19 protein-coding genes and 1 tRNA gene are annotated in these 18210 nt (G+C 64.4%); 14 read left to right on the forward strand and 6 right to left on the reverse strand.

The genetic code is table 11. The features are described from left to right. Nucleotides 1-25: 25 nt before the first annotated feature. The 6 genes from NLM32_RS01690 (at nt 26) to NLM32_RS01715 (ending at nt 6504) form a co-directional block, all read left to right on the forward strand. Nucleotides 26-1393, forward strand: coding sequence for a cytochrome P450 (locus tag NLM32_RS01690; protein ID WP_254127504.1), 1368 nt, complete (start codon nt 26-28; stop codon nt 1391-1393). A gap of 45 nt (nt 1394-1438) precedes the next feature. Continuing rightward, entirely contained in the window at nt 1439-2848 is a 1410-nt protein-coding gene (locus tag NLM32_RS01695) for an adenylate/guanylate cyclase domain-containing protein (RefSeq protein WP_254127506.1), read from the forward strand. Between the two features lie 245 nt (nt 2849-3093). Continuing rightward, entirely contained in the window at nt 3094-3582 is a 489-nt protein-coding gene (locus NLM32_RS01700) for a TerB family tellurite resistance protein (protein WP_254127508.1), read from the forward strand. A gap of 229 nt (nt 3583-3811) precedes the next feature. After that, the gene (locus tag NLM32_RS01705; RefSeq protein WP_254127510.1) at nt 3812-4591 is read left to right on the forward strand and encodes an SDR family oxidoreductase; all 780 of its coding nucleotides are present in this window, start codon (nt 3812-3814) and stop codon (nt 4589-4591) included. Between the two features lie 181 nt (nt 4592-4772). Next, complete coding sequence (locus NLM32_RS01710; RefSeq protein WP_254127512.1) at nt 4773-5567, forward strand: glutamine amidotransferase; 795 nt, start codon at nt 4773-4775, stop codon at nt 5565-5567. Between the two features lie 124 nt (nt 5568-5691). Beyond that, nucleotides 5692-6504, forward strand: a complete 813-nt coding sequence (locus NLM32_RS01715) for an enoyl-CoA hydratase (protein WP_254127514.1) — start codon at nt 5692-5694, stop codon at nt 6502-6504. A 126-nt stretch (nt 6505-6630) separates the two neighbouring features. On the opposite strand, the gene NLM32_RS01720 is transcribed toward NLM32_RS01715, so the two are convergent. After that, a tRNA-Ala gene (locus NLM32_RS01720) sits at nt 6631-6706 on the reverse strand. A 209-nt stretch (nt 6707-6915) separates the two neighbouring features. Between NLM32_RS01720 and NLM32_RS01725 the strand changes: the two genes are divergently transcribed. From NLM32_RS01725 to folD, 3 genes are read left to right on the forward strand one after another with little or no spacing between them, the layout of a single operon-like run. Continuing rightward, nucleotides 6916-7206: a YggT family protein gene (locus NLM32_RS01725; RefSeq protein WP_148752825.1), complete on the forward strand. Its 291-nt coding sequence runs from the start codon at nt 6916-6918 to the stop codon at nt 7204-7206. A 49-nt stretch (nt 7207-7255) separates the two neighbouring features. Further along, nucleotides 7256-7588 (forward strand): DUF167 domain-containing protein, encoded by a 333-nt coding sequence (locus tag NLM32_RS01730; protein WP_254127516.1) that lies wholly within the window; start codon nt 7256-7258, stop codon nt 7586-7588. Between the two features lies 1 nt (nt 7589). Further along, nucleotides 7590-8474: a bifunctional methylenetetrahydrofolate dehydrogenase/methenyltetrahydrofolate cyclohydrolase FolD gene (gene folD / locus NLM32_RS01735; protein ID WP_254127518.1), complete on the forward strand. Its 885-nt coding sequence runs from the start codon at nt 7590-7592 to the stop codon at nt 8472-8474. A gap of 35 nt (nt 8475-8509) precedes the next feature. On the opposite strand, the gene ppa is transcribed toward folD, so the two are convergent. Then, complete coding sequence (ppa, locus tag NLM32_RS01740; RefSeq protein ID WP_254127520.1) at nt 8510-9046, reverse strand: inorganic diphosphatase; 537 nt, start codon at nt 9044-9046, stop codon at nt 8510-8512. Nucleotides 9047-9229: 183 nt separating this feature from the next. Further along, nucleotides 9230-9739: a GNAT family N-acetyltransferase gene (locus NLM32_RS01745; protein ID WP_027533231.1), complete on the reverse strand. Its 510-nt coding sequence runs from the start codon at nt 9737-9739 to the stop codon at nt 9230-9232. A 266-nt stretch (nt 9740-10005) separates the two neighbouring features. Between NLM32_RS01745 and NLM32_RS01750 the strand changes: the two genes are divergently transcribed. From NLM32_RS01750 to NLM32_RS01765, 4 genes are read left to right on the forward strand one after another with little or no spacing between them, the layout of a single operon-like run. Further along, nucleotides 10006-10905, forward strand: a complete 900-nt coding sequence (locus NLM32_RS01750; protein ID WP_254127522.1) for a dienelactone hydrolase family protein — start codon at nt 10006-10008, stop codon at nt 10903-10905. Beyond that, nucleotides 10902-11369, forward strand: a complete 468-nt coding sequence (locus NLM32_RS01755; RefSeq protein ID WP_254127524.1) for a DUF2269 domain-containing protein — start codon at nt 10902-10904, stop codon at nt 11367-11369. Before NLM32_RS01750 ends, NLM32_RS01755 begins: the two co-directional genes overlap by 4 nt. Nucleotides 11370-11377: 8 nt before the next feature. Continuing rightward, nucleotides 11378-12697 carry an SDR family oxidoreductase gene (locus NLM32_RS01760; RefSeq protein ID WP_254127526.1) on the forward strand — a complete coding sequence of 440 codons (1320 nt, stop codon included), beginning with the start codon at nt 11378-11380 and terminating at the stop codon, nt 12695-12697. Then, the gene (locus NLM32_RS01765; RefSeq protein ID WP_254127528.1) at nt 12697-13104 is read left to right on the forward strand and encodes a thiol-disulfide oxidoreductase DCC family protein; all 408 of its coding nucleotides are present in this window, start codon (nt 12697-12699) and stop codon (nt 13102-13104) included. The genes NLM32_RS01760 and NLM32_RS01765 overlap by 1 nt, the downstream gene beginning before the upstream one ends. 180 nt (nt 13105-13284) lie before the next feature. On the opposite strand, the gene NLM32_RS01770 is transcribed toward NLM32_RS01765, so the two are convergent. The 3 genes from NLM32_RS01770 to NLM32_RS01780 form a co-directional block, all read right to left on the reverse strand. After that, nucleotides 13285-14523: an NAD(P)/FAD-dependent oxidoreductase gene (locus NLM32_RS01770; RefSeq protein WP_254127530.1), complete on the reverse strand. Its 1239-nt coding sequence runs from the start codon at nt 14521-14523 to the stop codon at nt 13285-13287. A gap of 214 nt (nt 14524-14737) precedes the next feature. Then, entirely contained in the window at nt 14738-16564 is a 1827-nt protein-coding gene (gene typA / locus NLM32_RS01775) for a translational GTPase TypA (protein WP_254127539.1), read from the reverse strand. 290 nt (nt 16565-16854) lie between these two features. Beyond that, complete coding sequence (locus NLM32_RS01780) at nt 16855-17631, reverse strand: Crp/Fnr family transcriptional regulator (RefSeq protein ID WP_254127541.1); 777 nt, start codon at nt 17629-17631, stop codon at nt 16855-16857. 190 nt (nt 17632-17821) lie between these two features. Here NLM32_RS01780 and NLM32_RS01785 point away from each other — a divergent pair, with 190 nt between their 5' ends. Next, a complete protein-coding gene (locus NLM32_RS01785; RefSeq protein ID WP_254127543.1) occupies nt 17822-18205 on the forward strand; it encodes a response regulator in 384 nt (127 codons plus the stop codon). Nucleotides 18206-18210 lie beyond the last annotated feature (5 nt).

The following is an 18210-nucleotide window of genomic DNA, read 5'->3' on the forward strand; positions in this document are numbered from 1 at the left end:
TGCGTCATATCTGCGGGAGAGAGCCATGAACATCGCCAGCGTGCGTCGGCCCATCATCCCCCCGACCCCGCCGCGCGCGCCGGACAATCTGTCGTTCTTCGGCCGGCTGGCGGTGATCCGGCAGAACATGATCGCGACCTGGGGGCAGCGCGCCTATGAGGAAGAGATCATCCAGGGCCGCTTCTTCCTGCACAAGAGCTTCATCCTGAACCAGCCGGATGCGATCCGGCACGTTCTACTGAGCAACTACCAGAACTACACGCGAACGCCGGCCGGCATCCGCATGCTGCGTCCGGTGCTCGGCGAGGGTCTCCTGCTCGCCGAAGGCCACGCCTGGACATTTCAGCGGCGCACGCTGTCGCCGGCGTTCACGCCGCGCGCCACCGCCAATCTCGTCCCGCACATGACGGCGGTGCTCGACGAGACCATCGCGAAGCTGGATGTTCGTACCAATGAGCCGATTGATCTGCGCGAGGTCATGCAGCGCATGACGCTGGAGATTGCCGGACGCACGATGTTTTCGTTCGGCATGGACCGGCACGGTCCGACCTTGCGCAACTTCGTCATGGAATATGCCGAGCGGCTCGGGCGGGCCTACTTCCTCGACATGGTGCTGCCGGTCTCCTGGCCGACGCCGATGGATCGGGCTCGCGCCCGTTTCCGCACGCGCTGGACCGAATTCGTCGCGATGCTGATCGCCGAGCGGCGCGCGGCAGGCAAGCAGGATGGCGCGCCGCCACGCGATCTGTTCGATCTCATGGACGAGGCGCGCGACCCTGAAACGGGCAAGGGCTTTTCCGATGCGCAACTCGTCGACGAGGTCGCGACCATGATCCTGGCGGGTCATGAGACGACCGCGACCGCGTTGTTCTGGGCGCTCTATCTGCTGGCGCTCGATCCGGATACGCAGGAGGAGGTCGCCTCCGAGACCCGCGGCGAGCATCTCGACAGCATGGCCGATATCGACCGGCAAAAATTCACCCGCGCCGTGGTCGACGAGACCATGCGGCTCTATCCGCCGGCGTTCCTTGTCGCCCGCGCCGCGCGCGACAAAGACGTTGTGGCCGGCGCCGGGGTCAGCAAGGGCGACATCATCATGATCGCGCCATGGCTGCTGCACCGGCACGAGAAGCTGTGGGATCAGCCCAACGCGTTCATTCCCAAACGGTTCATGACGAAAGAGGCGCCCGATCGCTTCGCCTATCTGCCGTTCGGCGCGGGTCCGCGCGTCTGCATCGGCGCGCCCTTCGCGCAAGCCGAGTCCGTGCTGGCGCTGGCCCGGCTGATCGGCGCGTTCCGCGTCGAACTGGCGGATGCGACACCGGTCATTCCGTGTGGCGTCGTGACGACCCAACCTGACCACTCACCCCTGTTCCGCATCACGCGCCGGTGACAGGTTCTGGCCCTCGGCGTGATCCACCCCAAATAGAGTTGCGTCATGAGCGACATCCAGGCCCAGCTATCCGTTCTGAAGCAGACCGCCGACGCAAAGGTGGTCGATGCGATTGCGCGCCTCATCAAGGATGGTGAGGATCACGAGCTCAACCGCGTCAATGTGCTCGACTTCGCCACGCAGCACGGCGTCGATGAAGAGCACGCGATCTCCACCTTCCTGCATTCGGCGCGGCTCGGGTTGTTCGATCTCGGCTGGAACGTGCTGTGCCCCGGCTGCGGCGGCGTGCTTGGCGCCCATACGACGCTGAAGGCGCTCAAGCCGGACGATTATCACTGCGCGCTCTGCGCCTGCGGCTACAAGGCCTCGGTCGACGATCAGGTCGAAGTCTCCTTCACCGTGAATCCGCGCGTCCGGCGGATCGCCGCGCACGATCCCGATACCCTTCCGGTGTGGGAGTATTTCAAGCAGGTGTTCTGGAGCTCCGGTGTCGACTTCAACAAGGAATCGTTTGCGACACTGGCCAACGAGGTGACGCTGGATACGATGGAGCTGCCGGCCGGCGAGAAGGCGACGATGTCGCTGCAACTCCCGAACGACTTCATCATCATCTTCGAGCCGGTGACCCACGCCGCCCAGTTCATCGACGTCCAGGGCGAGCCGACCAAGGACCGCCAGCAGCTCTCGATTATGTACAACAAGGTGCAGGCGCCGACGGGAACCACGACGATGCGGCCGGGGCCGCTGCGGCTGTCGCTGGAGAACCAGGCCGGCGTGCGCGTGCTGCCGTCGGTGTTCATCGCGGCCGAGGCGCTCCATCATCTGATCGGGCAGCGCAAGCCGTTCCTCACCGCCAAGCGCATGCTGTCGAACCAGACGTTTCGCGATGTCTTCAAGGCTGACAATCTCAGTCTCGACCAGCGGCTCCAGATCACCTCGCTGACCTTCCTGTTCACGGACCTGAAGGGCTCGACCGCGCTCTACGAACGCGTCGGCGATCTCGCCGCCTTCGATCTCGTGCGTGCGCATTTCCACGCGCTGCTCGAGATCATCTCGTCCGAGAAGGGTGCGGTGGTGAAGACGATCGGCGATGCCGTGATGGCCACCTTCGTCCGTCCCGAGCATGCCATCGTCGCGGGCCTGCGGATGCGGGCGGCGATGGATGAGCTCAACAAACAGCGCGGCACCGATGATCTCATCGTCAAGATCGGCATCCATGAAGGCCCGTGCCTCGCGGTGATGCTCAACGAGCGGCAGGATTATTTCGGCCAGACCGTCAACATCGCCGCGCGTGTGCAGAGCCTGTCGACCGCGCAGGAGATCCATATCACCGGTCCGGTGCTGGATGCGCCGGCGGTCGCCGAGGTTCTGCAGCAGCGCGCCATCAAGCCGATCCAGAAGCAGGCGGCGCTGCGCGGCATCGCCGACAAGATGGTGGTGTACGAGATACCGTAGTTGGTCGTCCCGGCGAAGGCCGGGACCCATACCGCGTGATTTCTGAAATGGGCAGGATGGTCGTTGCCAGAGCCTTCGCCACACAGTGGCCTGTGGTTATGGATCCCGGCCTTCGCCGGAATACCGTCATCCAGATTGCCGAAACGTAATCAGTGCGCGGCACTGACGCACGTTGCGCCGGTTGGGTTTCCGCTCATATAAGGCTGGTAGCGGCCTCGCCGCGTCATCGATTTCGGTAGGATCTTATGCTCGACGGCCTGCGCCAGTTCATCGCCGACATTGTTGCACCTCACGCCCAGGACCGCGCCTTCGGCGACAGCGATTATCGGCTGGCGGCCACCGCGCTGCTGGTCCACGTGGTTTCGCTCGACGGCCAGCCGACGCAGGCCGAGCAGAGCAAGCTGCACAATCTGATCGAAAGCCATTTCAAGCTCGATCGGGGCACGGCTGACCGGCTGATTGCGGATGCGACCCAGGTCGAGGGCGAGGCTGTCGATCTCTATCACTTTACCAGCGTGATCATGCGCTCGCTCGACGAAGAGGGTCGCAAGCGCATCGTCCAGATGATGTGGGAGCTGGTCTATGCCGACGGCCAGGTCACCGAGTTCGAGGACAACGTCGTCTGGCGTGCCTCCGACCTGCTCGGGATCTCCCAGCGCGACCGGATCGATCTGAAGCATGCCGTCGCGGAGCGCGCCGGCGGTCAGGTCAAAGACAACGCCGTCGGCGGCTGAACGATCGGCAGCGCGGCATGATTCCTGGTTGTATGGACCACATGACGAAACTTTAATGTGACCGCCGGACCTCCCGGTTCCGGAATCCCCTGTAAATCCGCCGTTTTTGCCGCTCCCTGTTGCCCGCTCAGGCCGCCATGCCGCCGGCGCCGCTTGCCTGTCGCGTGTGGCCTATGCTCCAGTTCCGCCATTACGGGGCCAAAAAACTTCAATTCAAGAGACTGCGATCGTGACTGAGCGGGTAACGTTGATCACCGGTGCCTCGGCAGGCATCGGCACGGAGCTGGCGCGTGTGTTTGCCGCGAACGGACACCGGCTCGCGCTGACGGCGCGACGTGCCGACCGGCTTGAGGCGCTCGCAAACGAGCTCACCTCCAAGTGCGGCAAGAAGCCGATCGTGATCGCCTGCGATCTGCAGCAGGCCGATGCCGGCGAAAGGATCGCCGCCGCACTCGCTGCCGAAGAGGTCGAGCTCGACAATCTCGTCAACAATGCCGGATTCGGCGTGTTCGGTGACGCCATCGAGCGCGACCGCGACGAGCAGGTCGGCATTGTCGACGTCAACGTCCGCGCGCTGACCGACCTGTCGCTGCGCTTTGCCGACCAGCTCATCAGGAACAAGGGCGGCCTGCTCAATGTCGGCTCCGTCGCGGGCTTCCTGCCGGGACCCGGCATGGCGGTCTATTACGCGTCCAAGGCCTATGTGATTTCGCTCACCGAGGCGTTGCGGGCGGAGCTCGCGCCGCGCGGCGTTCGCGTCACCGTGCTGTGCCCGGGACCGGTGCAGACCGAATTCCAGGGGCGCGCCGGCGTTGGCGCCGGCCACGATACGGCGATTCTCAATGTCCCGGCCGCCGATGTCGCACAGCAGGCCTATCGTGGCCTGATGGCGAACAAACGGGCAGTGCTGCCCGGTCTCGGTATCAAGATCGTACCGTTCGCGCTGCGCTTCTTCCCGCGCGGCTTCATCCTGTCCGCCACCAGCCGGTTTCAGCGGCAGAGGCATTAGATTCGTGTATTGACACGTTTTCTTCACGCGAACCGGTGCCCACTTCGCTCGAAAACGCTCTGCAAGCCCCGTAGTGGCCCGGAGCTTGCTTCAATATCGGTGCGCGTGTGCGCAAACTCACACGATGTTAACCGTCGCTTAGCTATGCTGGCGGCTTGAACCGATAGCACTCGCAGAGGCCATGTCGTTTCGGACGGACAGGTTTGGTGGCGCAGAAGTGGTGCCCTTCCCCGGAAGGACGCCGAGCGCGGCCGCCTCCGAACCCCTCCTGCCGGTTCTGATCGTCCTGCATCAGGAATCCTCGACACCCGGCCGCGTCGGCAATGCGCTGCGCGCGCTCGGCCATCGCCTCGATATTCGCCGGCCACGCTTCGGCGATCCCCTGCCCGACACGCTCGACCGGCATGCCGGCGCGGTGGTCTTCGGCGGCCCGATGAGCGCCAATGATCCCGACGACTACGTTCGCCGCGAGATCGACTGGATCGAAATTCCACTTCGCGAACAGCGGCCGTTCCTCGGCATCTGCCTGGGCGCGCAGATGCTGGCGATGCAGCTCGGCGCGCGCGTCGCGCCGCATGCGCAGGCGCTGACCCAGATCGGCTACTATCCGATCCGCCCGACCGCGGCCGGCCGCGCGCTCTGCCCGGACTGGCCGGCGCAGGTGTATCACTGGCATCGCGAAGGATTTCAGTTGCCGCGCGGTGCCGAATTGCTGGCGGAAGGCGATGATTTTCCGATCCAGGCGTTCCGCACCGGCAATGCCTTCGGCGTGCAGTTTCATCCCGACGTGACCTACGCGATGATGCATTGCTGGACCACGCGCGGCTATGACGGTCTCAGCGCGCCCGGCGCGCGCGAACGGCATCATCATTTTGCCGATCGCGCAGTCCATGACGCCGCGGAACGCGCCTGGCTCGATCGCTTCATCGACAGCTGGCTGGTGCGCCGCCCAGTGCTGGCGCAAGCCGCCGAGTAGATCGCGCTATTGCGCAGATCCTTGGCATAAGTCCTTGGCGCAAGTCCTTGCCTCATCCCTTGATATGTTAGGCTCGCTGCCAACGAGCGCGCGAGAACGCGTGCCGGCAAAAAGGGAGAGCGCGATGGCCTATGAGCATATTCTCTACGAGGTGAGCGACCGGATCGCGACCATCACGCTCAATCGCCCCGATCGCATGAATGCGTGGACGCCGGTGATGGAGCGCGACGTACGCCACGCGATGGAAACCGCGAGCGCCGATGACAATGTCCGCGTCATCGTGCTGACAGGTGCGGGCCGCGCCTTTTGCGCCGGCGCCGACATGGACGCGCTGAAGGGGCTCGATCCCAACGACGTCAAGCGCGCCTCGAACCTGCCGCCGTTCGACATGAACCGTCGGCCGGATTGGCAAACGCGCTATGGCTTCTATCCGTCGATCGGCAAGCCGGTCATCGCCATGCTCAACGGCGCCACCGCCGGCATCGGTCTTGTCCACGCACTCTATTGCGATCTGCGTTTTGCCGCCGACAACACCGTGTTTACGACGGCCTTCGCGCGGCGCGGCCTGATTGCCGAGCACGGCATCAGCTGGATGCTGCCGCGCATCGTTGGTCACGCCAATGCGATGGATCTGCTGCTCTCGGCGCGCCGTGTTCCGAGCGAAGAGGCACTGCGAATCGGGATGGTCAACCGGCTCTGCTCGCCCGAAAAGCTGCGCGAGGAGACTTACGCCTATGCCCGCGACCTCGCCGACATGGTTTCGCCGAGTGCGATGGCCGTGATCAAGCGGCAGCTCTACGAGGTGCCGTTCCAGACCCTGGCCGAGGCAACCATCGAGGCCAACAGGGAGATGATGGTGGCGCTGAACGGGAGCGATTTTCGGGAGGGCGTCGCGAGCTTCATGGAGAAGCGGCCGCCAAGGTTTACGGGGAAGTAGGGGGAGAGGAGCTGTCGATAGAGCCCGCCTTCGCCCTGCGGGCTTCGGCGCGGCAGCCTTCGCTCACTTCGCTACGAAGCAGCCAAGCTGGCTTGCCGAGCCGTAGCTCGCGAAGCGAGCGAAGGCTGGTGGAGCCAGGCGGGATCGAACCGCCGACCTCGTCATTGCGAACGACGCGCTCTCCCAGCTGAGCTATGGCCCCTTTGCTGGCCGCTCTGGTAAACGCGGCCGACAACCGGGCGCCATTTAAGTCCCCGCCAAGGTCAAGTCAAGGACGGGTGTAACCCGGTTTTAGCCATCCGGGCACCGACTTCCCTTGTTTGGGCCGGGGGGAACCGATATCTAGCCAAGATAACCTAAACACCACCCCAAACGCCGACCAACGACACAGGCCCAGAGAGTGTTTCGCTGATGCGCCCGATAGTCTTCATTCTGATCCAGATCATCAATCTCTACATCTACCTGCTGATCGCATCGGCAATCCTGTCCTGGTTGATCGCGTTCAACGTCGTCAACACGCGCAACCAGTTCGTCGGTGCCGTGTGGGAGTTTCTCTATCGGATTACCGAGCCGGTCTTGGGTCCGATTCGGCGCAGGCTGCCCGCGATGGGTGGGCTCGATCTGTCTCCGATCGTCGCCTTCTTCGTGCTCTGGCTGATCCAGCTCTATCTCGCCGAGTACGTCTATCCGAACGTGCCGTAGCCCGGCGGAACCGTGGCGGAGCCTCGATGGTCCCTTGATGGTTCCTTTGATGGTTCCTTGGCGTACCTCCACCACGGGCGTCAGCATCGCATTGCGCGTGACGCCGCGTGGCGGGCGTGACGGCATCGACGGGATCGAGCAGCTCTCCGACGGCCGCAGCGTGTTAAAGGTGCGGGTGCGGGCCATCGCCGATGGCGGCGAGGCCAATCGCGCGGTTCTGGTGCTGCTGGCGAAATCGCTTGGCGTGCCCAAGGCCAGCGTCAGTCTCTTGTCGGGGGCGACGTCGCGGCTGAAGCAAATCGCGGTCGCGGGTGATCCGGCACGGCTTACCGAGGTGTTGCACGAGCTCGCTTCCGTCAAATCGACAGACCAAGGGAACTGACATGACGGCCAAGATCATCGATGGAAAGGTCATCGCGGCAGACCTTCGCGCCCGCGTCGCGGACGAAGTCGCCCGCGTCAAGCGCGAGCACGATCTGGTGCCGGGCCTCGCGGTGGTTCTGGTCGGCAACGACCCCGCCAGTGAAGTCTATGTCCGCTCCAAGCATACGCAGACGCAAGCCGCCGGCATGGCCTCGTTCGAGCACAGGCTGCCGGCCGACGTCTCGCAGGCCGATCTGCTGGCGGTGGTCGCAAAGCTCAACCGCGATCCCGCCGTGCACGGCATCCTCGTGCAACTGCCGCTGCCCAAGGGGCTGAACACCGAGGCCGTGATCAACGCCATCGATCCCGCCAAGGATGTCGATGGCCTGCATCCGAACAATGCCGGGCGGTTGGCCGGAGGCTTCGAGGCGCTGTCGCCCTGCACGCCGCTCGGTTGCATCATCCTGACCAAGAGCGTGCACCCGTCTCTCGAAGGCATGAATGCCGTCGTGATCGGCCGCTCCAATCTGGTCGGTCGCCCGCTGGTGCAATTGCTGCTGAACGAGAATGCGACGGTGACGATCGCACATTCGCGCTCACGCGACCTGCCCGGGATCGTCAAGCAGGCCGACCTCGTCTACGCGGCTGTCGGCAGGCCCGAGATGGTGCGCGGCGACTGGCTCAAGCCGGGTGCGACCGTGATCGATATCGGCATCAACCGGATTCCCAAGGACGACGGCAAGACCCGCCTCGTCGGCGATGTCGCCTATCAGGAAGCGCTGGGCGTGGCCGGTGCGGTGACGCCGGTGCCGGGCGGCGTCGGCCAGATGACGGTCGCCTGCCTGCTCGTCAATACGCTGCGCGCGGCTTGTGCGATCGCGGGCCTGCCGAAGCCGGCGGTGTAGCACCTCGCCCCGCGAGCGGGGCGAGGGAGCAAGGCTTACGCCTTCTTTTTCTTCTCGCGCTCGATGCCTTCGAGGATCAGCTTCTGGGCTTCCTCGGGGCCGCCCCAGCGCGTGATCTTCACCCACTTGCCCTTCTCGAGATCCTTGTAGTGCTCGAAGAAGTGCTGGATCTGCTGCAGCGTGATGTCGGGCAGGTCGGAATACGACTTCACCTTGTCGTAGCGCTGCGTCAGCTTCGACGACGGCACCGCCAGAATCTTCTCGTCGCCGCCGGCCTCGTCTTCCATGAACAGCACGCCGACCGGGCGCACGCTCATGACGGCGCCGGGAATGATGGCGCGGGTGTTGATGATCAGCACGTCGCAGGGATCGCCGTCATCCGACAGCGTGTGCGGGATGAAGCCGTAATTGCCGGGGTAGCGCATCGGCGTGTAGAGGAAGCGGTCGACGACGAGCGTGCCGGCTTCCTTGTCCATCTCGTATTTGATCGGCTCGCCGCCCACGGGGACTTCGATGATGACATTGACGTCCTCGGGGACGTTTTTTCCGATCGAGACCGCATCGATACGCATTAGAAAGGCTCCGTTATTTGCCGAAGTTAAATCTCGCCCGGCAGCGATTTTCGGCGCTGTCATACGCGGGCTTGGCCCGCTGATCCATCGTGTTTTTGTGAAATAATGAATCCAGCGATCACCGGCGCAGCTGGCGGACGGTATCGACGGATGGGTAGCGCTGCCGATTAAGCTTTCAGCAGCTCAATTGGTCCAAGCGAAGGCAACCTTGTCGAGCGACTTCGGCCCGAACCGCTCCGAGGAGCGCGCCACCATGCGGCCACCCAGCGCCCGGTAGAACTCGGTCGCGGGATCGTTGTCCGAGAGCGCCCACACCACCATGCTCTTCAGATTGCTCTGCATGAGGTCGCGGCGCGCGGCGGTGAACAGGCGGCGGCCGAAGCCGAGGCCCTGGAATTCCGGACGCAGGTAGAGCTCGTAGATCTCGCCGTCGAAATGCAGGCTGCGGGCGCGGTTGCGACCGTAGTTGGCGTAGCCTGCGATCTTGTCGCCGAACACCAGCACGCTGACGCGGCTGCCCTTGCGGATCGCGCTGTCCCACCATTGCGGACCGCGGCGGTTGATCAGCTTCTCCAGCTCGGCGCCGGGAATGATGCCCTGATAGGCGGAACGCCAGGCTTCGTCATGGGTGGACGCCACCGCAGTTGCATCTGCAGCTTTGGCCGGCCGGACCTCGATCAGGGTTGTGCTCATGGGCGTGATCAAACCAAGTCGCCGCGCCGGCGGCAAGACCTATCGTTAATTATCGGTTAACGTGTGGACTTTCTGCATCAGTATTTTAACCATGTTGTACCGAAAAAAGACAAGACGCCATTTCGTGCGGCAATGGACTGCCATGCGCCGGTGCAAAACTCCGCGGTCTCAACGAATGAACGCCGATGGCAACGCAGAAAGTCCGCCCAGAGTGATTCGTTCCGATTAGTCTCGCCTGCACTATCCGTGTTCGCCCTCGGCCATTCATGCGGCTCTTCAACACAACTGCGCTCCTGTCTCTGCTGGTCCTGCTGGCGGCGTCGCCTGTGTGCGCGCAGATCACGTTCGGGGCATCGGGCGCGGAGAGCGAGCCGTTTCGCCGCCAGGAATGGCGGGTGCCGTCGCCGGATGCCGACATTGCCGCGCGCGCGCTGCTGTTTCGTCCCGCAGGCAGCGGTCCGTTCCGGCTTGCGGTGATTGCGCATGCATCGACGCAGAACGTGCTGCGTCGCGCGCAAATGCCGCAGCCGGAATATCGCGCGCTCGCAGCGTTTCTCGTCGCGCGTGGCTTTGCCGTGCTGGTGCCGGAGCGGCTGGGCCACGGTGCAACCGGTGGCCGCTATGTCGAGGACCAGGGCGGCTGCGACGAAGCGGACTACGCCCGCGCCGGCCGCGCCACCGCGGAGGAAATTTCGCTCGCGCTGGACTATCTGCAGAAGCAGGATTTTATCCGCAAGGATGCAGCCGTCGTGATCGGACATTCCGCAGGCGCCTGGGGCGCGCTGGCGCTTGCCGATGCCGATCCGAAGACCATCTCCGCCATCATTGCGTTTGCGCCCGGACGCGGCGGTCACGCCAATGACGAGCCGAACAAGGTTTGCGCGCCCCATACGCTGCTCGCGGCTGCGGCCGAATTCGGCAGGGCGGCGCGCATTCCCGTCACATCGCTGGTCGCAGCCAATGACAGTTATTTTGCACCGGCCTTTTCGAAAGAGATCGCGAATGCGTTTCGCCGTGGCGGCGGCAGGGACGATGTCCGCATCCTGCCGGCCGTGGGCAGTGAGGGCCACTGGATGATCGAGCTGGATGCCGGCGTCCAGGCCGCAAGCAGCGAGCTCGCGCGCGCGCTGAACCTGCCAAAGCCTGTGGCGACCAAGAAGCCATGACGCTGTATTTCCTGGTCAAATATCTGCACGTGCTCGGCGCCATCGTCATCCTCGGCACCGGAACCGGCATCGCCTTCTTCATGCTGATGGCCCATCGCACCAACGACGCGGCGTTCATCGCACGCACGGCGTCCGTGGTGGTGATTGCAGATGCGATCTTCACGCTGTCGGCCGTGGTCCTGCAGCCGGTCACGGGCGGCCTGCTGATGATGCTCTCGGCGACGCCGATCACCGAACGCTGGCTGCTGGCCTCGCTCGCGCTGTACGTCTTTGCAGGCTTGTTCTGGATCCCCGTCGTCTTCATGCAGATCGAGATGCGCGACCTTGCGCGCAAGGCCGCCGAGCAGCGCATGGCGCTGCCGCAGCGCTATTTCACCCTGTTCCGCCGCTGGTTCGCGTTCGGCTTCCCCGGCTTCGGCGCCACGATGGCGATCCTCTGGCTGATGGTCGCAAAACCGTTTTGAAGGACGCGATGAACCAGCGAACCATTTTGGTGCTCGGCGCCTCCGGCCTGATCGGCCGCTTCGTCACCGACGATCTGCGCGCGCGAGGGTTTCGCGTGGTCGGTCTGGCGCGCAGCCTGTCGCCCGCGCAGGCAATGAGTGCGCTCGATATCGCGCTGCCGATCTTGTCGCTCGACGCGGCGGCGCTGATGCGCCTGCTGAGTGAGTACGCAGTGGATGTCGTCGTGAACTGCCTCGGGGTGCTCCAGGATGGCCCCGGCAGCGATACCAGTGCCGTGCATCGCGATTTCGTCGCGCGCCTGCTTCAGGCCATCGCCGGCAGCGGTCGTGCGATCCGGCTGGTGCACATCTCGATTCCCGGAACGGCCGAAGCCGATCGCACCGCCTTCGCCACGACCAAGCGTGAGGCCGAGCGGCTGATTGCGACGTCTCACATTCCCCACGCTATCCTGCGGCCCGGCTTCGTGGTCGCGCCGTCAGCCTATGGCGGCAGCGCCATGCTGCGCGCCCTCGCCGCCTTTCCGCTCGATCTGCCGGATAAGGAGATGGCAACACGATTCCAGTCGGTCGCGGTCGAGGATATTTCGGCCACCATCGCCTGGCTCGCCGTGCGCGAGATCGACGATGCATCTGTGAAAGCGGTGAGCTGGGACCTGATGCAATCCGAGCCGATCACGATGGCCGGCGTCGTCAAGCAGTTCCGTCATGCGTTCGGCACGGCCGGCTGGCCGCATGTCGCGATGCCGTCCTTCATGCTCGATCTCGGCGCAAGAATTGGCGATCTCGCCAATTACCTCGGCTGGATGCCCCCGATGCGCTCCACCGCCATCGCCGAGCTGCGCCGCGGCGTGAGCGGTGATCCCTCGGCGTGGATCGCCGCGACCGGCATCGTGCCGAAGACGCTGGCCGAGACGATCGGGCATCATCCCGCCACCATCCAGGATAAATGGTTCGCCCGGCTGTTCCTGGTCAAGGCGCCAATTGTAGCGAGCCTGGTCGTGTTCTGGCTCGTCTCCGGCTTCATTGCGCTGTTCGTGTCGTATCGCGCCGCCGCCGGGATTCTCACCGCGCACGGCTTCCCGCCGGCGCTGGTCGCTCCCATCACCATCGGCACCAGCCTGATGGACATGAGCATCGGCGTGCTGATCGCTTTCCGCCGCACGGCTGCGGTCGGGCTCGTTGCGGGCATCGTCGCCTCACTCTGCTATATGTTCGGCGCAGCGATCCTGACGCCCGACCTCTGGATCGAGCCGCTCGGCGCGCTGGTGAAAACAGGGCCGGCTATCGTGCTCATGCTGGTCGCACTTCTGATGCTGGATAATCGCTGATGCCGAAATGGCCTGACGACGACGTGATCCTGTTCGACGGCGTCTGCATCTTCTGCTCGCGCTGGGTCCGCTTCGTCGCGCAGCGCGACGCGGCAAAACGGTTTCGATTTACACCGATCCAGTCGGATTATGGCGCGAAGCTCGCACGGACGTTCGGTATCGATCCGGATGATCCTGATACGAACGCCGTCGTTCACAGCGGCGAGGTGTTCATGAAGTCCGATGCCGCGCTGACGGTGCTCTCGCTGCTTCCCGGCTGGGGCTGGGTGCGCGTGCTGTTCGCCGTGCCGAAGCCGCTACGGAATGCGGCCTACAGCCTCATCGCGCACAACCGTTATCGCATCTTTGGCAAGTACGAGGTGTGTTTCGTGCCGGATGCAGATTTACGGGCAAGGGTGATCGAGTGACTCGATAGCGGCGCCACAAACTCGATGTCGTCCCGGCGAAGGCCGGGACCCATAACCACAGGCCTGAGTTTGGCGAAGGCTAGAAGTTAAGGCATCAATCCGCGGTACTGCGATCGAGGTTCATCCAGAGATCACGCGGTATGGGTCCCGGCCTTCGGCCGGGACGACGCTGGGGATAGGCTAGCGCTTCGCAGCTAAAACTTCCTTCGCTGCCCGCTCCCCGCTATCCCGCGCGCCATGCGCCGTCGTGAAGAAATTCGGCGAGGTCGCCTCGCCCGCGAAGAACAACCGTCCATCCACCGGTGCGGCCAGCACCGCGCGGTCCCCCGCATGCCCCGGCAGCGCGTGCGAATAGGAGCCTCGCGCGAACGGATCATGCCCCCAGCGCGACTCGTAGAGCGGCTTCAGCTTGCGGCGGATGTCGTTGCCGAGGAAGCCTGCGATCTCGTCGATGCTGTGCGCGGCGATGGCGCCGTCGCCGGCGGCTTCGAGTTGACGTGCAAAGCTGCCGCCGAAAAAGCCTTCGATGCAGGGCTGGCCGAACGGGCGGATATGGTAGGTGCCCATCTCAGTGCGCATGGTGGCGCCGCGCAGATTGCCTTCTTTCGGGAAGGCTTCGGCATCGTCGAGTGCCAGTGTCACCTTGTCGTCGACGCCGAGCGGCAGGCCGCGCGCGGCATCGACTTTGACCGGCAGGGGCGGCGAGAAGCGGATCGCCTCATCGGCGATGAGATTGGTCGGCACGGTGACGATCACCTTGGCCGCGGTCAGCGTGCCCTGTGATGTCTCGATGCGAACGTGCTTGCTCGAATGATCGATCAGCGTGACGTTGCAGTTCAGCGCGACGGGACATGGTGCGCCATAGGCCGCAACCAGTGCGCCATAGCCGCGGCGAACGCGCCAGTTGAGCTCGCTGTCCTCGTAGGCGTCCCAGTCGAGCGTCGACATGTCCTTGAGTTCGCAGCCGTTGATATAGGTCGAGATCGCGTCGATCATCGGATTCCAGCGATTGTCGGGCTCGAGGCTCAGGCTCGCGGGCTGGTCCATGCCCTTCTGCGCGGCCTGCCAGAGCCGCTCGTAGAACGCGTCCATCGCGCGCATGAAATCGTCGCGGTCGCTTTGCGGAAACGCATTGCCATAGGCGCGCTCGCTCCAGGGCGGCAGGTCCTTGTTGAGCTCGAAGCCGAGCGCGCGTGCGATGGGAGCGAAGGAGTTCTTGTCCGCCGAGTGCAGCCAGCCGCAGCCGACGTCGAAAGTGACCTCAGGCGAGGCCTGCACGGTCCAGGCGCGGCCGCCGAGCCGGTCGCGCGCCTCCAGCACGATCACGGCGCGGCCGGAGCCTGCCAGCGCGTGCGCTGCGCCGAGGCCGGCGGCACCGGCGCCGATGATCGCGACGTCGACGGAAGAGGGGAAGGACATGGGTGGGCTCTAGCACGTTCGCAGGATGTGCTGAAGCCGGCCAGATATGCCGTTCTCGTGTCCCGGACGCGACGCAGCGCGCAGCGGTGCGGCGCAGAGCCGGGACCCAGGACGATGTCGAGGCGATGTGTGGGTGGTGAAGTAACTGGGCCCCGGCTCAGCAGCGCACCACTAGCGTGCTGCGCTGCGTCCGGGGCACGAGAGAGCGAAAGCCTTACGCCACCGCTTCCTTGGCCTTTTCGGCGCGCTTGCGCTCGTTCGGATCGAGATGCTTCTTGCGCAGGCGGATCGACTTCGGGGTGACCTCGACGAGCTCGTCGTCCTCGATATAGGCCAGCGCCTTTTCGAGGGTCATGCGGATCGGCGGGGTCAGGCGGACGGCTTCGTCCTTCGACGTCGTGCGGATGTTGGTGAGCTGCTTGCCCTTGAGCACGTTGATCTCGAGATCGTTGTCGCGGGTGTGCTCGCCGACGATCATGCCCTTGTAGACCTTCCAGCCGGGCTCGATCATCATCGGGCCGCGATCTTCCAGCTTGAACATGGCGTAGGCCACCGCCTCGCCCTGGTCGTTGGAGATCAGCACGCCGTTGCGGCGGCCCTGGATCTCGCCCTTGTAGGGGGCGTAGCCGTGGAACAGGCGGTTCATGATCGCGGTGCCGCGGGTGTCGGTGAGCAGTTCGCCCTGGTAGCCGATCAGGCCACGGGTCGGCGCGTAGAACACCAGGCGCTGACGGTTACCGCCCGAGGGCTTCATCTCGATCAGCTCGGACTTGCGCTCGCTCATCTTCTGCACGACGACGCCGGAATGCTCCTCGTCGACGTCGATCACGACCTCCTCGATCGGCTCCAAGGCGCCGCCGGTGGCCTCGTCCTTCTGGAACACGACGCGCGGGCGCGACACCGAGAGCTCAAAGCCCTCGCGGCGCATGGTCTCGATCAGGATCGCGAGCTGCAATTCGCCGCGGCCCGAGACTTCCATCGCGTCCTTGTCGGCGGCCTCGACCACGCGCAACGCGACGTTACCCTCGGCTTCGCGCAGCAGACGATCGCGGATCATGCGGCTCGTCACCTTGTCGCCTTCGGTGCCGGCGAGCGGGGAGTTGTTGACGATGAACGACATCGACACGGTCGGCGGATCGATCGGCTGCGCCGGCAGCGGCACCTCGACGGTGGGATCGCAGAAGGTGTCGGCGACGGTGCCCTTGGTCAGGCCCGCGATCGCGACGATGTCGCCGGCTTCGGCTTCCTCGAGCGGCGTGCGCTCGAGACCGCGGAACGCCAGGATCTTGGTGATACGCCCGGACTCGACCAGCTTGCCTTCGGCGTTCAGCACCTTGACCGCCTGGTTCGGCTTGAGCTGACCGGAGGAAATGCGGCCGGTGATGATGCGGCCGAGATAGGGGTTGGCCTCGAGAATGGTGCCGATCATCCTGAACGGACCTTCCTCGACCTTCGGCGGCGCGACATGGCGCAGGATCAGGTCGAACAGCGGCTCCATGCCCTTGTCCTGCGGACCCTCCGGGCTCTCGGCCATCCAGCCCTGCTTGGCCGACCCGTAGAGGATCGGGAAGTCGAGCTGCTCCTCGCTGGCGTCGAGCGCCGCGAACAGGTCGAACACCTCGTTGATGACTTCGGTCGGGCGCGCATCGGGGCGATCGACCTTGTTGATGACGACGATCGGCTTGAGGCCGACCTTGAGCGCCTTGGAGACCACGAATTTGGTCTGCGGCAGCGGGCCTTCGGCGGCGTCGACCAGCACCAGCGCGCCGTCGACCATGTTCAGGATGCGCTCGACCTCACCGCCGAAATCGGCGTGGCCTGGGGTGTCGACGATGTTGACGCGGGTGTCCTTCCACTGCACCGAGGCCGCCTTGGCCAGAATGGTGATGCCGCGCTCGCGCTCCAGATCGTTGGAGTCCATGGCGCGATCCGTGACCTTCTGGTTCTCGCGGAACGTACCGGACTGCTGGAGGAGCTTGTCGACGAGGGTCGTCTTGCCGTGGTCGACGTGGGCGATGATGGCGACGTTACGAAGATTCATGAGTGAGCTTCTTTGCGGTCGGACAATGGGTTAAGCGCGATCTCGCCGGTCAAGCCGGGACCTCTTCTCGGACAACGCTGAAACGTGAAAAACGGGGCCTGCTACGCCCTAAAAGGAAACCCGGCCATATCGACCGGGTAGCCTATGCGTTTGCGGCGCAATATAGGGAAAAAACGCCAAAAAACAATGCGTTCTTTCGGGGTTGGTTGATTGAATTTTGTCCGGGAATCCCCGGAGCTTGGGCGATAGCGGGCCAAATCGGCCCTTTATGCGCGGGACGGCCGCCCCGGCTAGCCCTGGAGGGAGCTGCTGTTCGTCTCCTCGGTCGGATAGACCCCGCGCAGCACCTCCTCGAAATGCATCTTCACGGCGTCGTTGCAGAGACAGGCACGCAGCCGAAGGCCGTCGTGGTTGCGGACCAGGATCGCGCCGCGCCTGGTGTCGAGCACGCCTTCGGCCTTGAACGATTGCAGCACGCGGCTGGCGTAGCTGCGCCCGACCCCGAGCAAGGTGGCGAGCTGCTCATGCGTCAGCGGCACGCTGCTCTCGTCGCCGGTCCGCTCCATCGCCGCGATGATCCATTTCGCCGTGCGCTGCTCGATCGAGTGGATGGCGTTGCAGGCGGTCGACTGGAAAATCTGCGCCAGCATGCAGTCGGCGTAGCGGGCGAAGATATTGCGCAGCGACGGCGAACGCGCCTTGGCCGCCTCCAGCTTGCCGACGTGAATACGCGCAAACGGGCCACCGAATTTCACGCAGATGCGGGTATAGGCCGGCAGAAATCCCTCGCTGACGATGCCGCCCACTGCGCCCTCGCGGCCGACCAGAATGGTCTCGACATCGCGGCCGTCTTCGTTCGGGACGAGGAACGTCGCAAGCGACGGCCCGCAGGGAAAGTGCACGACCTGGACATCGTCGCCGGGACTGTAGAGCAAATGGTTCGCGCCGACGTCGTCAACGCCAACATGCGGCGCGAGCAGCGCATAATCCGCCGGATTGAGGCGGCGTAGCAGATTGTTGGCAGGGCGGCTGTCGATCTCGTTTGTCTTGCTGATCCGCACGTCCATCGCAAATCCCCTGCTCTCCTTCCCAACTCTAGTCAGTTCCGTCCGTCCGTTGTGTGCACATGTGGACAGACGTCAAAACTGTTCTGTGGTGAGTTTCGTTCCGGGAACCCTCCGATGCGCTGGGCGCAGGCGTCGGTATGAGGCTGTCCAGATCGGTAGAAAAATGCAGCCCTCGATAGCAGCCAGGATCATGATACCTGTTTCCCCCGACGGCGCGGCCGCCATCCCTGCCGACGTCTTGATCGTCGAGGATGATCCGATCATCGCGATCGATTTCGAGGATCGACTGCTCGGCTTTGGCGTGATCAACGTGCGCACCGTGGGTTCGGTGGCGCAGGCGCTGAATGCGATCACGACGCGCGCGCCCGACTTCGCACTGCTCGACGTCGAGCTGATCCGCGAGAAGAGTTTTGCGATCGCCGAGCGGCTCGCAGCCCTCGAGATTCCCTTCGTCTTCGTGACCGGCTACGGCGCCGAGACCAGCATCCCGGCGCAATTTGCCACGCGTCCGCGGCTGCAAAAGCCGTGCTCCAGCGATGCGCTGGAGGCGGCGTTGCAGGCGCGCGGCGCGTGACGGCG

Source organism: Bradyrhizobium sp. CCGUVB14, from assembly GCF_024199935.1.
GTDB lineage: Bacteria > Pseudomonadota > Alphaproteobacteria > Rhizobiales > Xanthobacteraceae > Bradyrhizobium.